General features: G+C 66.3%; 15 protein-coding genes. 4 read left to right on the forward strand and 11 right to left on the reverse strand.

The window, feature by feature from the left end:
• Position 1: 1 nt before the first annotated feature.
• Positions 2 to 1069, reverse strand: coding sequence for a UDP-N-acetylglucosamine 2-epimerase (locus tag G5T42_RS01465; protein ID WP_241245913.1), 1068 nt, complete (start codon positions 1067 to 1069; stop codon positions 2 to 4).
• Positions 1070 to 1116: 47 nt separating this feature from the next.
• Positions 1117 to 2187 (reverse strand): glycosyltransferase family A protein, encoded by a 1071-nt coding sequence (locus G5T42_RS01470; RefSeq protein WP_277601762.1) that lies wholly within the window; start codon positions 2185 to 2187, stop codon positions 1117 to 1119.
• Between the two features lie 230 nt (positions 2188 to 2417).
• Here G5T42_RS01470 and G5T42_RS01475 point away from each other — a divergent pair, with 230 nt between their 5' ends.
• Positions 2418 to 3857: a DUF2142 domain-containing protein gene (locus tag G5T42_RS01475; RefSeq protein WP_277601780.1), complete on the forward strand. Its 1440-nt coding sequence runs from the start codon at positions 2418 to 2420 to the stop codon at positions 3855 to 3857.
• Here the strand turns inward: G5T42_RS01475 and G5T42_RS01480 are convergent.
• Genes G5T42_RS01480 through glf form a run of 3 tightly spaced genes read right to left on the reverse strand, consistent with a single transcriptional unit; the run spans position 3830 to position 6131 of the window.
• Positions 3830 to 4204, reverse strand: a complete 375-nt coding sequence (locus G5T42_RS01480) for a DUF2304 domain-containing protein (RefSeq protein ID WP_165124444.1) — start codon at positions 4202 to 4204, stop codon at positions 3830 to 3832. The two genes, G5T42_RS01475 and G5T42_RS01480, sit on opposite strands and share 28 nt — an antisense overlap.
• Positions 4201 to 4938 carry a glycosyltransferase family 2 protein gene (locus G5T42_RS01485; RefSeq protein WP_165124447.1) on the reverse strand — a complete coding sequence of 246 codons (738 nt, stop codon included), beginning with the start codon at positions 4936 to 4938 and terminating at the stop codon, positions 4201 to 4203. The genes G5T42_RS01480 and G5T42_RS01485 overlap by 4 nt, the downstream gene beginning before the upstream one ends.
• A gap of 56 nt (positions 4939 to 4994) precedes the next feature.
• Positions 4995 to 6131: a UDP-galactopyranose mutase gene (gene glf / locus G5T42_RS01490; protein ID WP_165124450.1), complete on the reverse strand. Its 1137-nt coding sequence runs from the start codon at positions 6129 to 6131 to the stop codon at positions 4995 to 4997.
• Between the two features lie 99 nt (positions 6132 to 6230).
• On the opposite strand from glf, the gene G5T42_RS01495 reads away from it, so the two are divergent.
• Both G5T42_RS01495 and G5T42_RS01500 read left to right on the forward strand, forming a co-directional pair.
• The gene (locus tag G5T42_RS01495; RefSeq protein WP_165124453.1) at positions 6231 to 6662 is read left to right on the forward strand and encodes a GtrA family protein; all 432 of its coding nucleotides are present in this window, start codon (positions 6231 to 6233) and stop codon (positions 6660 to 6662) included.
• Positions 6662 to 7621, forward strand: a complete 960-nt coding sequence (locus tag G5T42_RS01500) for a glycosyltransferase family 2 protein (protein WP_165124456.1) — start codon at positions 6662 to 6664, stop codon at positions 7619 to 7621. Before G5T42_RS01495 ends, G5T42_RS01500 begins: the two co-directional genes overlap by 1 nt.
• A gap of 19 nt (positions 7622 to 7640) precedes the next feature.
• Here G5T42_RS01500 and G5T42_RS01505 read toward each other — a convergent pair whose 3' ends face one another.
• The 3 genes from G5T42_RS01505 to G5T42_RS01515 are packed head-to-tail and all read right to left on the reverse strand — an operon-like array spanning position 7641 to position 10356.
• Positions 7641 to 8642, reverse strand: coding sequence for a Gfo/Idh/MocA family oxidoreductase (locus G5T42_RS01505; protein ID WP_165124459.1), 1002 nt, complete (start codon positions 8640 to 8642; stop codon positions 7641 to 7643).
• A complete protein-coding gene (locus tag G5T42_RS01510) occupies positions 8642 to 9739 on the reverse strand; it encodes a DegT/DnrJ/EryC1/StrS family aminotransferase (protein ID WP_165124462.1) in 1098 nt (365 codons plus the stop codon). The genes G5T42_RS01505 and G5T42_RS01510 overlap by 1 nt, the downstream gene beginning before the upstream one ends.
• Entirely contained in the window at positions 9736 to 10356 is a 621-nt protein-coding gene (locus G5T42_RS01515; protein WP_165124465.1) for an acyltransferase, read from the reverse strand. Before G5T42_RS01515 ends, G5T42_RS01510 begins: the two co-directional genes overlap by 4 nt.
• 75 nt (positions 10357 to 10431) lie before the next feature.
• Here G5T42_RS01515 and G5T42_RS01520 point away from each other — a divergent pair, with 75 nt between their 5' ends.
• Positions 10432 to 12021, forward strand: coding sequence for a DUF2142 domain-containing protein (locus tag G5T42_RS01520; protein WP_165124468.1), 1590 nt, complete (start codon positions 10432 to 10434; stop codon positions 12019 to 12021).
• Here G5T42_RS01520 and G5T42_RS01525 read toward each other — a convergent pair.
• The 3 genes from G5T42_RS01525 to G5T42_RS01535 are packed head-to-tail and all read right to left on the reverse strand — an operon-like array spanning position 12006 to position 14975.
• Positions 12006 to 12860, reverse strand: coding sequence for a glycosyltransferase family 2 protein (locus G5T42_RS01525; protein ID WP_165124471.1), 855 nt, complete (start codon positions 12858 to 12860; stop codon positions 12006 to 12008). The two genes, G5T42_RS01520 and G5T42_RS01525, sit on opposite strands and share 16 nt — an antisense overlap.
• A complete protein-coding gene (locus G5T42_RS01530) occupies positions 12853 to 14064 on the reverse strand; it encodes an ABC transporter ATP-binding protein (RefSeq protein ID WP_165124474.1) in 1212 nt (403 codons plus the stop codon). Before G5T42_RS01530 ends, G5T42_RS01525 begins: the two co-directional genes overlap by 8 nt.
• Positions 14064 to 14975 (reverse strand): ABC transporter permease, encoded by a 912-nt coding sequence (locus tag G5T42_RS01535; protein WP_241245915.1) that lies wholly within the window; start codon positions 14973 to 14975, stop codon positions 14064 to 14066. The genes G5T42_RS01530 and G5T42_RS01535 overlap by 1 nt, the downstream gene beginning before the upstream one ends.
• Positions 14976 to 14981: the final 6 nt, after the last annotated feature.

Below are 14981 nucleotides of genomic sequence, written 5' to 3' on the forward strand. Positions count from 1 at the left end.
CTCAGGACTCAGCGGGAGCCGTCCCGGGCGCGGGTTCGGCCGGCACCGCGAAGCCACGCTCGATCAGGTCGTCGACGATGATGTCCGACGGCGAAAGCCCCTTGTCGACGTCATCGTTGCGATACCGGGCGTGATCGGCGAGGAACTCCCGCAACACGCCTTGGTCCCAGCCCGACAGCACGGCGGTCGTGCCGAATCCCTCTCGGCCCTCCGTCACTCTGCGATGAATGAGTGTAGGGATCCCGAGCGCGGCTGCCTCCTGCTGGATCCCGCCGGAATCGGTCACGATGAACTCAGCGCCCTTCATGGCCGCTACGAACTGACCGTGCTCGAGCTTGGTCGTCAGAGAGAATCGCTGGAGGCCCAGCTCTTCGATCGTCTCCTCGATCGCACCGCGGGAGTACGAGTCGACGATGAGCCGGAGCGAAACCGGACTGTTGGCATCGAGGGTGCGCAACGTTTCTCGGACGAGCGCGGGGTTCGAGATGAACTCGTACCGGTGCAGCAGCACGAGCGCGTAGGCGTGCGCGTCGCTATCGCCGCTCGACATCCCGAGGGCGGCGTCGTTGACGGCATCCTTGGCCGTGTTGCCGTGCGTCAGCACGACGTTCTGCCGGCCGGCGAGGTTTTCGGCGGCTTCCTCGGACGGCACATAGTGGATGTGAGCGAAGCGCCCCACCACGCGTCTGTCGAGTTCTTCCGGGAAGGGGTGCCGCCAGTTGCCCGAGCGAAGTCCAGCCTCAATGTGAGCGACGGGTACGCGCAGTCGACGTCCGATGAACGTGCCGAGCACAGTGGTCATCGTGTCGCCGTGCACGATGACGAGCGACCCAGCGGGCAGGGTGCGTCTGATCTTGCCCAGGTGGCGGACCGACCAGCCCACGACGTCGAAGGCCCAGCCGACCATCTGCAGCGGCGTCTTGAGGGGCTTTCCCCGCCAGCCGTTTGCGATCACCCGGTCGGGCGGGTTCAGTGCGAGCTCCGGGATCGCGCGGCGCAGTGCCTCGGTGTGCTGCTGCGTCACCCATTGCTGATAGGGAACGCCTCTTGCCGCGAGCCGGCGGGCCACGGGGGCGATCTTGATAGCTTCAGCGGTCGTGCCGTAGATGAAGATGATCACTCGAGCTCCCTGGTGGAACGGCGGAGGAACGACTTTCTGTGGATGACGACGCCCCGCAGGAGACCTAGCCAGAAGGGCAACACAAAGACCGGCAGGCACACCACGTAGGCGAGCAGACCGCGGGGTGGGCATCTGTTGATAGCTGCGAGGAGCAGCGGGACGAGCGCCACCACGCAAAGGAGCGCGACAACCGCCACCGCCACGAGAGCGAGACCGCTCGCCACCAGCCAAACCAGCGCCCCAAGAATGACGACGGGGAGGACCGCGAGCCCGAGGATGATTACGGACCGCAGGATGCTCGTGCCGGCGTAGCTGTCGACGAACAGCGTGCCGCGGTCGAAGGTGTGCTTGATGAATGCACGCAAGGATGTGCGAGGCCGGTAGGTCGCGGCGAATGCAGGGTCGAGCCGGATGCCATGCGTCTCTGCCAACCAGCGCAGGACCTTGGTGTCATCCGAGACGAATCTCGCGTCACCCTTGGGCCATGCGTGGCGGAACGCCTCCTGGAGCACCTGCTTGTCGGCGAGGAACATCGTCGTTCCCTTCGGTGCCCGGTCGAAGGTTTCGGTCGTCAGGTCGAACGGTTTCGGTGCGCGGAGGAACCGCCCCCAGAAGACGTGCGTGGGCACCTCCCAGAAGAGGCCGACGAGTGGCGCCGCAGGATCTGTCGGGACGTACGCATTCCACGCCACCGGGTGCCCCCGCTCGGCGAGCCTGCTCAATGCATATCGGATGGCGCTCCGATCGATGAGGACGCGGGAGTCGAGAAGCAGGACGTACCGCGATCGCGCCCGCTCGATTCCTGCCCACCGTGCGAGAAAGCGCCCGCGGTTCGCCTGCTCTATGACGTGGACGGAATCAAGCAGTTCTGCACCGAGACTGCGCGCGACGTCTGCTGTGCCGTCTGTAGAGCCGTCGTCCACCAGGATGACTTCGACGTCTGCGCTCGCGGTTCGGATTGCGTCGGCAAGCGCCGTCAAAGTGCTGGGAAGCCATGGAGCGGAGTCGAGCGCGGGGATCACGACGGTCAGTGCAGGCGCGCTCCGCGCCCCGCCGTCAGTCCGCATGGATCGTGGGCACCCCGCCCGCTGCGCCAGCACCGCCCGCCATCCGCGTCACGAGGCCGCCGTCGGCTGGATACGATGGTTGCGGGTGGACGATCACTCACCCAGCCTACTGGGCCGGTCCAGATCGATGAATTCGAACGGGCACGGATCCATCGACCAGGAACGACTCCCTCGCAATGCGCCATCACCCACTTCTCCGCGTCCTGACGGCGATCGCGATCCCTCTCGCGATGCTCGGTGCGCTTCTCGTGTGGGGGGTGTCCTCACCGCCAGGATCCGGGCCGGACGATGACTACCACATGGCCAGCATCTGGTGCGCGGGCGGCGATGTAGAAGGCCGGTGCGAAGCGACTTCCTCTCCTGACTACAGGATGCTTCCCGCGGAGATCGTCAAGGGCTCGAAGTGCTTCGCCTTCTACCCGGACCAGTCGGCATCCTGCCCCATCCCTGACCGCCTCCTCCGCACCGACCGGGGGAACTGGCTCGACCATTCGTATCCGCCGTACTTCTACGCCGTGATGAGCGTGTTCGTCACCGACCACCTCGGCACATCGATCCTGCTCATGCGCGCGGTCAATTCGATGCTGTATGTCGGCGTGCTCACAGCCCTGTTCTTCCTTCTTCCGAGGGGGATGCGCCACCTCGTCGTGTGGACTGCCGCGATCTCGATCGTGCCCCTCGGAATGTTCCTCATCGCGAGCGTCAACCCGAGCGGCTGGTCGGTGCTTTCGGCGACGGGTCTTTGGCTGGCCATGTGGGGCTTCTTCGTACAGACGGGCGCGCGGAAGTGGATCCTCGCGGCCATATCAGTGCTGCTGCTGCTGCTCGGCGCGGGCGCCCGAGCCGACTCGGCCGTTTACGGCGTTCTGGCCCTGATCGTCGCGGCCGTCCTCGCGTTCCGACGTGACCGCCGGTACGCGCTCGACCTTATCCTGCCGGCCGCACTCGTCGTCGTGGCAGTCCTCCTGTTCTTCAGCGGCGGGCAATCCGCCATCGTGACAGGTGACACCGCCGTCGAAGATCGACCGCTGCCGCTCTCCTCGCTCGTCTTCGTCAACGCCAAGCTTCTCCCTCAGCTTTGGGCGGGAGTGTTCGGCATGTGGGGGCTGGGCTGGCTCGACACCACGATGCCCGGCATCGTGTGGATCACCACTCTGACGGTCTTCGGGGCCTTGTGTTTCATGGGTCTGCGCGTAGGCGACTGGCGTAAGCGGCTCGCGCTCGCCGGTGCAGCGCTGGCTCTCGTCGCCGTGCCGATGTACATCCTCATCCACGACGCGGTGATAGTGGGCTCGTACGTGCAGCCCCGCTACATCTATCCGCTGATCATCATCTTCGGCGGCGTCGCGCTCGTCGGCTTCGCACGCGCGGGGCTCGGCCTCAACCGGCTGCAGCTGGTCGTCGTGGCCGTGGGCCTCGTCCTCGCGAACAGCGTCGCGCTGCACGTGAACATGCGGAGGTACATCTCGGGGCTGGACGTGCAGAACTTCAATCTGAACTGGCCCATCGAGTGGTGGTGGAACGTCCCGCTCTCCCCCATGGTCGTCTGGGCGGCAGGGTCAGCCGCCTTCGCGGTGGCGGCCGGAGCGCTTGTTCTGCTCGTGTGGGAGCGGCGGACTGCGCCGCTCGAGGAGGAGCGCGTTCAGCCCTCGGAGTCCTTGGTGGCCTGAGCGCTCTCGAGGCCGCTGAGTCGAAGCTCGAGGAGCGCCGTGCGCTCGGCCAGCACGCGTGTCTCCGACTCGAGGTCCGTCAGCTCCGCACTGTGCTGGATGCACACGAGGAAGAGCACCGCGATACTGACGAAGAACACCAGATTCGTCGGCAGTACGACTCCGACCACCGACGTCGCCCAGATGAGCAGGTCAGGGAACAAGCCCGCGATCAGTGCAAGCAGCGCCGCGAGAAGCCACCACACTGCGTGCCGCTCACGCAGGCGGCGGCGACGCAGGAGCTCGACGACGACGACGAACGTGATGACGGCTGCTGCAACGCCGAGGAGGTAACTCGTGGGACTCATGCGGGGACCCTGCTCTCAGTCATCGCGGGCGCCGGTCGCAGGTAGGCGAACCCGAGCGCAAGGAAGGCGCGCATAAGGTAGACCGCTGCCTTGAGGGGATTGTGGGACGGACGCCCCGCTGCCCGGGCACGCATGGCCACGGGCACTTGAGTGATGCGGCATCCGGCGCGGGCCGCGATGACGAGCGCCTCGATGGTGTCGCCGAGGTACTCCGCCGGGAAGTTCTCGGCGAACAGCGCGACTGCGCGCGGCCCGCACGCCTTGAAGCCGGAAGTCGTGTCTGTGAGGGTGGTCTTCGCCGTCCGGCTGAGGACGCCCGCGATCACCCGCATGGCGAGCCGACGGAGGCCGCGCGCCTTGTAATCGCCGACCCCGGCGAAGCGGGCTCCGATCACGATGTCGGCCTCGTCCAGCTTCGCCAGCAGCCGAGGGACGGCCGCCGGGTCGTGTTGACCGTCCGCGTCGATCTGGACGACGGTGTCGAATCCGTTCTCGACGGCGTACTTGAAGCCGAGCCGCAACGCCCCGCCGACCCCGAGGTTGTACGGCAGCCGTGCGACCAAGGCGCCGGCGGCCTCCGCGGTGTCGGCCGTGGCATCCCTCGAGCCGTCGTCGACGACGAGGCACGTGAAGCTCGGCAGGGTGTCACGGACCTCGCGCACGACGTCCCCGACGGCTTCCTCTTCGTTGTACGCGGGAAGCACGATGAGCACGCGCGAGGGAGGGGAGGGCATGCACCCAATTCTAGCTTTCGCGCGCGGGAAGCCCCGGGAGCCCTGTGGCTCCAGCCTTACGCGAGCTTGTTGCTCCACATGGACAGGGCGGAGCCGATCGCCATGTGCATGTCGAGGTACTGATACGTACCGAGCCGCCCTCCGAAGTGGACGTTGGGCTCGCCCTTCGCATGCTCGCGGTACGCGAGGAGGCCCGCACGGTCCTTCGCCCTGTTGACCGGGTAGTACGGCTCGTCGCCGCGCTCCGCGAAACGGGAGAACTCACGCATGATGACCGTGGCGTCGTCGGGATAGCGATCGGCGCGCTCGGGGTGGAAGTGACGGAACTCATGAATGCGCGTGTACGGAACTTCGGCGTCGGCATAGTTCATCACGGACGTCCCTTGGAAGTCGCCGACCGGCAGGACCTCCCGCTCGAAGTCGAGCGTGCGCCATGACAGCTCGCCCTCTGCGTAGTCGAAGTAGCGGTCCACAGGGCCCGTGTAGACGACGGGGACCCGGCCGACGGTCGCGTTCTTGTTGAGCGGTTGCGTCTCGTCGAAGAAGTCGGTGTCGAGCTGCACCTCGATGCCCGGGTGATCGGCCATGCGCTCGAGCCATGCCGTGTAGCCGTCTGTCGGCAGGCCTTCCCACGTGTCGTTGAAGTACCTGTTGTCGTAGGTGTACCGAACGGGCAGTCGGCTGATGACTTCCGCAGGCAGTTCGTTCGGATCCGTCTGCCACTGCTTGGCGGTGTAGTCGCGGATGAAGGCTTCGTACAGCGGACGGCCGATGAGAGCGATGCCGCGCTCTTCGAGATTGCGGGCCGATGCCGCTTCGAATTCACCCGCCTGCTCGTGGACGAGCCGACGCGCCTCGGCCGGGCCGTGGGCTGATCGGAAGAACTGGTTGATCGTGCCGAGGTTGATCGGCAGGGGGAATACCTCGCCTTTATGGGTGGTGTACACGCGGTGCACGTAGCTGGTGAAGCTGGTGAACCGGTTCACGTACTGCCACACGACCGGGTTGGACGTGTGGAACAAGTGGGCGCCGTAGCGGTGCACTTCGATCCCGGTCTGAGGGTCGTCCTCGCTGTAGGCATTGCCGCCGATGTGGGGACGGCGGTCGATGACCGTGACCCTGCGCCCCGCTGCAGCGGCCCGCTCCGCGATCGTGAGGCCGAAGAACCCCGAGCCGACGATGAGGAGATCCATGCACGTCCTTTCCGGCGAACCGTCTGCCAGCCTAGCGCCGCGCCGCGCGGGAGCCCGCCGGAACGTGGAGCGCGCTTCGGCCATGGGAGAATGGAGTCTATGCATGCGGACCGGAGCCCCGAGCCGAGCCCGCTGATCGCGAGGCTGTGGTCGTCGAATGTCTCCCGCTACCTCGTGGTGGGGGGATTCAGTTTCCTGTTCGACATCGGCGTGCTCTGGCTCCTGCACGATGCATTCCACGTCGCTCTCCCGATCGCCACACCCATCGCGTTTCTGCTCAGTTTCGTCGTCACGTATACGCTCCAGCGCACCGTCGCCTTCCGGTCGAGCGAAGGCGTCGCGCCGAGCGTCGTGCGCTATACGATCCTCGTGATCATCAACACGGTGGCCACGACAGCGATCGTGTGGGCCGTGGCGACGCTCGGTGCCCCCTGGGCCGTGGGTAAAGTCGTCGCGGTGATCGCGACGACGGTCTGGAACTACTTCGCGTATCGCCAGTGGGTGTTCGCAGCGCACAAGACGGAGGACTGATGTACAAGGGCGCTCGCGTCGCGGCCGTTGTTCCGGCCTACAGAGAAGAGCTCATGATCGGGCAGGTGATCGAGACGATGCCCGACTATGTCGACCACATCGTCATCGTGGATGACTGCAGCCCCGACGACACCAGCGGCGCCGTCCAGCGCCTGGCGAACCCGCGCGTCGAGCTCATTCGCCACGAGGTCAACTTGGGCGTCGGAGGCGCGATCGCGACCGGGCACAAGGCCGCACTCGAGCTGGGCAGCGATATCAACGTCATCATGGCAGGTGACGCCCAGATGGACCCCGCGTACCTTCCCGCACTGCTGGACAGGGTCACGGACGACGGGTACGGCTTCGCGAAGGCGAACCGGTTCTACTCCCCCGAGTCCTTCTCAGGGATGCCGAGACATCGCGTCTTCGGAAACATCCTGCTGTCGTTCATGACGAAGCTCGCGTCGGGGTACTGGAATCTCTTCGATCCGCAGAACGGCTACACGGCTATCCGCACGGATGTCGTTCGCCGGCTCCCGCTCGACCGGGTCGCGAAGCGGTACAGCTTCGAGAACGATCTGCTGATGCACCTGAACATCCTCCAGGTACCGGCCGTGGACGTCCCCATTCCCGCGGTCTACGGCGATGAGGTGTCGAGCATCAAGCTGCGAAACGTCATTCCGGAGCTGCTCAACCGGCTGACGGTCGGCTTCTGGACGCGCATCTGGTACCGCTACGTCCTCTGGTCGTTTTCGCCGATCGCCCTGCTGCTCTTCTTGGGACTCGGGCTCTTCGCATTCGGTATCGCTGTGAGCATCTGGCTGGTCTTCCAGATTCTCGCGTCGGTGATCGCTACCGCTGCAACCGTCATGCTGGCAGCTCTCCCGCTCATGATCGGCTCGCAGATGCTCATCAGCGCGTTGCAGCTGGACATCCAGGCGACTCCGTCGACGCCGACCTTCCCTCCTTTCGAGGATTGACCGGCTGCGAAGGCAGCCGTCAGGTGACCGCGTCGGTCACAACAAGCGCCCCGCCATCGCCCGCCGAGCGGAGCGCTGCTTCCACGACTTCCAGCGTGTGGGCCGCCTCGGACATCGAGGAGAGCTGAGTCGGTTGACCGTTGACTGCGTCACGGAAGGCTTCCAACTCGGCGCGCAGTGGCTCCTTCTTCGCAAAGGCGAAGCGCGTGACGTCTCCCTCCGATACCCCGCGGAAGGATGACACGGACTCCCACTCGAGCGCGACAGTCCCGTTCGCGAAGAAGGTCAGGTCGCCGGTCGCCGTGTCTGCGATGAACGTGCCGCGTTCGCCTGTGACGACGGTCACGCGCTCTTTCATAGGGCTGAGCCAGTTGATGAGGTGATTCGTGATCACTCCATTACGCAAGCGGCCGGTGATCGAGATCATGTCCTCGTGCTCGCGGCCGCTCTTGTGCGCTGTCTGCGCCGACACCGACGCATAGAGCGCCTGGGCGACCCACGCCGTCAAGTCGACGTCATGAGTGGCGAGATCCTTGGCGACACCCACATCGCCGATGCGGGTCGGAAAGCTGCTCTGACGGCGGGTCGCGATCTGATAGACGTCGCCGGCGTCGCCAGCCTCGAGACGCTGGCGAAGCTGCTGCAGGGCCGGGTTGAATCGCTCGACATGACCCACGACCCCGACCAGCCCGCGCTCCTCGAACGTCTGCGCAACCTTGCGGCCCGTCTCGGTGTCTTCGGCGATGGGCTTCTCGACGAGCGTGTGGATGCCCGCATCAGCCAGCGCGAGCGCGGCCTCCGCATGGAATCGTGTGGGAATCGCGACGACGGCGATATCGATTCCCGCGTCGATCAGCCCGTGAACGTCGGGAAGGACTTCCAGACCGCCCGCCACACGGTGCGGGTCGCCCCCGGGGTCGGCGACTGCGACGAGGTCGACGCCATCCACGTCGCGCAGAATACGGGCGTGATGCCTGCCCATCATGCCGATGCCGAGCAGGCCGGCGCGGAGCGATGTCATCAGGCGCCCGCCCCCGCGAGCGCGTTGACCGCCTCCACGATCCGTTCGAGATCGCCCTGCGAAAGCAAGGGGTGCACGGGCAGGGACACCACCTCACTGGCCGCGCGCTCTGTCTCGGGAAGGTCCAGTCCCGGCGCGAAATGCATGAGAGACGGGAGTCGGTGGTTCGGGATGGGGTAGTACACCCCGCTGCCGATCGCGTACTCCTCTTTCAAGGCAGCGACGAAGCCGTCGCGATCATCGCGCACACGGATCGTGTACTGGTGGTAGACGTGACGCGCGCCGTCCGCGACGGGCGGAACCACGACGCCCACGAGGTTCGCATCGAGGAATGCGGCGTTCGCGCGGCGACTCTCGGTCCAGGCATCCACCTTGGTGAGCTGAACCCGACCGATGGCAGCGTGGATGTCGGTCATGCGGGCGTTGAAGCCGATGACCTCGTTCTCGTACTGGCGCTCCATTCCCTGGTTGCGCAGAAGCCGCGCTCGACGTGCGATGTCGTCGTGCGCAGCGGAGATCATGCCGCCCTCCCCACTGGTCATGTTCTTGGTCGGGTAGAGCGAGAACATCCCGAAGACGCCGAACGTGCCCACGGGCCGACCGGCGAGCGCGGCGCCGTGCGCCTGGGCGGCATCCTCATAGATCGCTATACCGCGAGCCTCAGCGAGGGCGCCCAACTCATCCATCCGCGCTGGGTGACCGTACAGGTGAACGGGCATGATGCCCTTGGTGCGGTCGGTGACTGCCGCCTCGACCGCGACAGGGTCGAGGGTGAAAGAGTCGGGCTCGATGTCCGCGAAGACCGGCGTCGCGCCGGTGAGCGCGACCGAATTGGCCGTCGCAGCGAACGTGAAGGAAGGGACGATCACCTCGTCACCGGGGCCGACACCAGCCGCGAGCAGTCCCAGATGCAGGCCGGCGGTCCCCGAATTGACCGCAACAACGGGGCGGCCCTCTACGAAGTGGTCCGCGAACTCTCGCTCGAACGCCGCGACCTCAGGACCCTGTGCGACCATGCCGCTCTGCAGCACGCGGTCGACCGCCGCGCGCTCGTCGTCGCCGATGAGCGGCTTGGCCGCCGGGATGAAGGCCGTCATGAGTCCTCCTGACTGAGAAGCCCGTCGGCTTCGATGTAGATGTCTTGCGTGATGGGGCAACGCCAGCGGCCCGCCCCCTCATCGACGAGGGGAACGCCGGCTCGGCCGACCCAGCCGACGCGACGAGCGGGAACGCCGACGACGAGGGCGTAGTCCGGGACGTCCTTGACGACCACGGCGCCTGCTGCGACGGTTGCCCACGCACCGACCGTGACCGGCGCCACGCAGGTCGCGCGCGCGCCGATCGACGCGCCGGTCTTGATGGTGACACCGACGGGCCGCCAGTCGTGGGCATTCTTGAGGCTGCCGTCGGGATTGATCGCACGTGGATAGGTGTCGTTCGTCAAGACCACCGCCGGCCCGATGAAGACCCCGTCTCCGAGGGAGGCCGGCTCGTAGACCAGCGCATAGTTCTGCACTTTGCAGTTGTCGCCCATGGTGACGCCCGTGCCGATGTACGCACCGCGCCCGACGACGCAATTCCGTCCGAGCCGCGCGCCCTCTCGAACCTGCGCCAGGTGCCAGATCGACGTGCCACCCCCGAGCACCACGTCCGCGGCTACGTCCGCCGAAGGGACGACGCGGACGGAGGTGTTCTCGGGGCTCGTTCCTGACACGTCTGCCAAGCCTAGTCGAGCGACCCTCGTCGTCCATCTCGGAGCCCCCGGAAACGCCCCCGTACGATGGAAGGCATGACTGGGGGAAGACGAACGCGCGCGCTCGCGGCCGCGATTGCCGTGCCGGTGCTCATCTTCGTGACACTGGCAGCGTGGGCGTTCGCATCGCCTGTCGGCTCGACGCCCGATGACAACTTCCACCTCGCATCCATCTGGTGCGGTCTGGGCGATCGACCGGGCATCTGCGAAGAGTCCGGCAATCCCGAGACGCGACTCGTGCCGTCGCCCATCATCAACGCGCCGTGCTACGCCTACCATCCCGAGGCGAGCGCGGACTGCTGGCATCCTGAGCAGCCAGGGCTGTCCGAGGCCAGCTGGATGAACGCCAACGGGCTCTATCCGCCGCTGTTCTACGCGACGATGAGCGTGTTCGTCGGTCCGGACGTGGTCGCCTCCGTCGTCACGATGAGGCTCTTCAACGCCGCGCTCGCCGTCGGCATGCTGACCGGATTGTTCTTCGCCCTCCCACGGCGCGCGAGACCGGCCCTCGTCATCTCCGCACTCGCATCGGCTGTGCCCCTCGGCTTGTTCATCATCCCCTCGACCAACCCGTCATCCTGGGCGATCCTCGCCTCCATGACGATCTGGGTTGCGCTCTATGGCGCTTTCACGACGACCGGAAGGCGGCAGATCGTCCTCGGTGCCATCGCCGTGCTCGGCGCCGTCATCGGTGCAGGTGCGCGAGCGGATGCCGCGGCCTTCGCCGTCTTCGCCGTCGCCATCGCGGCCATCCTCGGTGCGCGCAGACGTCGGCCACTCCTCGTTCCCCTCGCCTCTGCGGCGCTTGTCGTCATCGTGAGTATCGCCTTCTTCCTGACGTCCGGTCAGAGCGATGTGGTCTCATCGGGTCTTCCGAATGAGAACCCACCCCTGAGCCTCACCCAGCAGCTCGCGAACATCGTGGGCATCCCGATCCTCTGGCTCGACGCATTCGGCGGCTCAGGGCTCGGCTGGCTCGACACCGCGGTCCCCGCAGTCGTGACGGTCCTCGGGTTCGGCGCGTTCTGCGGTGCGATCTTCGTCGGGATCCACCGTGTTGGTCTCCGGCGGGCGATCGCCCTGACGCTCGCGTTCGCTGCTCTCTGGCTCGTGCCCTTCGTGCTGTTCAACCAGTCCCACGCGTCGGTCGGAAGCATCGTTCAGTCCCGCTATCTCCTGCCGTTGATGATCATCTTGGTCGGAGTCGCGAGCCTGGCACCGCGGATCCTCCATTCCTGGCGCGGAACGCGGATGCTCGTGGCCGGCGCCGCTCTGAGCCTCGCCATGGCCGTCGCGCTGCACTACAACATTCGCCGCTACACCGTGGGAGCGGACAGCAACGCAGTCGATCCGGGCCGGGATGCCGAGTGGTGGTGGGCCACCGCGCCCTCGCCACTGGCGATCTGGGTGATCGGTTCGCTCGCTTTCGCCGCGGTGTTCGTCGTCCTCTGGTTCGTCTTGCGCGAGGTGTCGGACCAGCCGGACATCGATGAAACCGTTGCCGTCCCGACGACAGACACCGAAGCATCGCCGAAGCGGGTCGCCGCGATCCGAACGGATGCGGAGGGAACGTCCGGAATCGACGGTCCTCGGACCGACGCTCCTGACGCTCAGACCTCTCGGTAGGCGACTCCGTCGCGCAGTCCGCGGAAGAAGGCTCCGACCTTCTTCGGCCGTCCCCGTTCGCAGACGAGCACCTTGATCCACGCCTTCGCCGCGTACCGGACGTCATCGCGGAACCACTTGCCCGGGCCGAATCGCCGAACGACGATCACGCGGTTACGCGACGTGTAGTAGTGACGCATCGGCGAGTAGTTCGCGAGATACACCTTGCGCCACAGGAAGCGGGCCGGCTCGGAGTCGCCGAATCTGTGGTCCAGCAGCGTGTCGAACACCTTGAGGTTCGTGTAGCCCGCGCGGGCCGCCCGCAGCGAGATGTCGTGGTCCACATAGTCGATGAACAGCGCCTCGTCGTGCAGGCCGATCTCGTCGAGCAGAGCTCGTGAGAAGAGGGCGCCGGATGAGATCAGCGCCTCGATCGGCGCGCTGCCCTGCCCCCGGTCGGCGTCGTAGACGTTCCCCGTCTCCGCCGCGCGCAGCGCCGGTCCGACGATCCCCACCTTCACGTCCGTCCGCGCCCGAGCCCTGTGCAGAGCATCGAGCATGCCGTCCGCGACGGTGCTGTCCTGGTCGAAGATCCAGACGAAGTCGAACCCGGCATCCAGGGCCGCCCGCATCCCCGCATTGAATCCGGCGGCGACTCCGACGTTGCCGTCCTGCTCCAGGACCGTGACACGATCCGCGTCGAGATCGTCGAGGGTTGCTCGGGATGCCTCGTCCGGCGAGTTGTTCACCACGAAGACGTGCGGCACCTGCGTGAGCAGCCGAGCGACGTTGTGGCGGATCTCATCGGTCGGGTGGTAGGCCAGGACGACCCCGGCCGTCCGCTCGGCGTCGTCAGGCACGGTCACCGCTGCCCGCGGCGGCCACCGAGACGGCGGCAGCGACGGTCCCGAACGTCGGGTGCTCGCTCGTGACGGTGAACAGCGCGCCCTGCATGAGGCCGTGGCTGCTCTCTTCGCTCACGCCGGCCGCGTTGGCGTTGACGTAGTACTGCCCGGGGCCGAGGTACACCTCTTCGATCCGCAGGTCGACCTGCACGGGACCCGAGATGGGTGCCAGGCGCACACCCAGCACCTCGGTGTTGCTGGCCAGGGCCATGTGGCCGAGGGGCGTGTCGATGCTGAACCCGAGCTCCCACCGCTCGATCGGCCGGAGCGAGTCCACGTGCACGCGGATGGTGAGGGGTGCTCCCGCAGCAACGCTGCGCGTCGGCTCGCCGTCCGCATCCAGGAGCTCGATCCGCTTGACCTGGATCGGGTGCATCGTGCCCTCGGCCGGGATCTCCCCGACCCGCCGGCCGTCGAGCACGTCGCGCAGTGCGCCGATCGCGGCGTTGGTGTCGCCGTCGAACACCACCTTGCCGTCGCTGAGCACGATCCCCCGGTCGCAGAGCTCGGCCACCTGCTGCGCGGAGTGGCTCACGAGGATGATCGTGCGGCCCTCTTCGCGGAACTGGGCGATCCGCTCCATGCACTTGCGCTGGAACGCCTCGTCACCGACCGCAAGCACCTCGTCGACGAGGAGGATGTCGGGGTCCGTGTGCACCGCGACCGCGAACGCGAGTCGGACGTACATGCCGGACGAGTAGAACTTCACGGCGGTCTCGATGAAGTCGCCGATGCCGCTGAAGGCGACGATCGCATCGAACTGCCGATCGATCTCGTCCCGAGTGAGACCGAGGATCGAGGCATTCAGATAGACGTTCTCGCGACCGCTGAGGTCGGGATGGAACCCGGCGCCGAGTTCGAGGAGTGCCGCCATGCGACCGCGGGTCTCGATCTTCCCCGACGAGGGCGCGACGATGCCGCCGATGAGCTTCAGAAGCGTGCTCTTGCCGGACCCGTTGGCGCCCATGAGACCGACAGTCGTGCCTGCCTGGATCGACAACGTGACCTGGTCGACGGCGATGAAGTCCTGCCGATGGGCGTTCCCCAAACGGCCGAAGTAGACGATGCGGTCTTTGAGGTTGTTGTCCTTGCGGACGATGAAGTGCTTGCTGACGTCGGTGACGCGCACGAGGTCGGGGCGAGGGGTTGCCGTGTCCATCAGAGTTCCTGTGCGAAGTTGCCCTGCATGCGCACGAACGCACGATGGGAGATGAAGAGAAACACGAGACCGATGATGCCGGCGATGACCATGCGGAGCCCGAGGTTGTCGGGATAGTCGGCGGGTGTGCCGGCGTTCCAGAACGCCTTGTGGAAGCCCAGGACGCCGATGGTGATCGGATTGGCCGCATAGACCTCGAGCACCCACGGGGGCAGTGAGAAGTTGGCGATGGAGTCGGTGACCATCTGCCAGGAGTAGACGATCGGTGAGCCCCACATAGCGAGCATCATGACGACCTCGGTGAGGTACTGGATGTCGCGCAGGTAGACGTTCAAGGCCGCCAGCAGAAGCCCGATCGCGACCCCCCAGACGACGATGAGCCCCACCGAGGGGAAGAACCACAGCATCTGCGGAGGTGGCGGCAGGGCACCGAGAACAAGCGCCGCGAGCACCAGGATGAGCAGCTGCACGAGGAACATGAAGGATGCCGCCCCGACGCTGGCGAGCGGGAAGATCTCACGCGGCAGATAGATCTTCTTCACCAGCCCGGCGTTTCCGATGATGGACCCGGTCGCACCGAAGACCATGTCGCTGAAGAACGCGAACAGCGTCAGGCCGGAGAACAGGTAGATCGCGAACTGGTCGATGCCTCGCGCAGCGCCCAGGAACTGGCCGAGGACGATGAAATACATCAGGAACTGGATGAGCGGACGGATGACCGTCCAGAGGAAGCCGAGCGCGCTGTCGCGGTAGCGCGCCTGCAGATCGCGACGGACGAGGAGGTTGAGAAGCTCGCGGCGGGCGAGGATCTCACCGATCTTGCCGCCGCGGCCCCTCGGCCGGGGACCGCGGTCGTCGATGACGGTGAACGGCTCAGCCGCGAGCCGTGCGAAACGTGCAGAAGTGTCCAAAAGAGG

This window comes from Microbacterium sp. 4R-513, from assembly GCF_011046485.1.
Classification (GTDB): domain Bacteria; phylum Actinomycetota; class Actinomycetes; order Actinomycetales; family Microbacteriaceae; genus Microbacterium.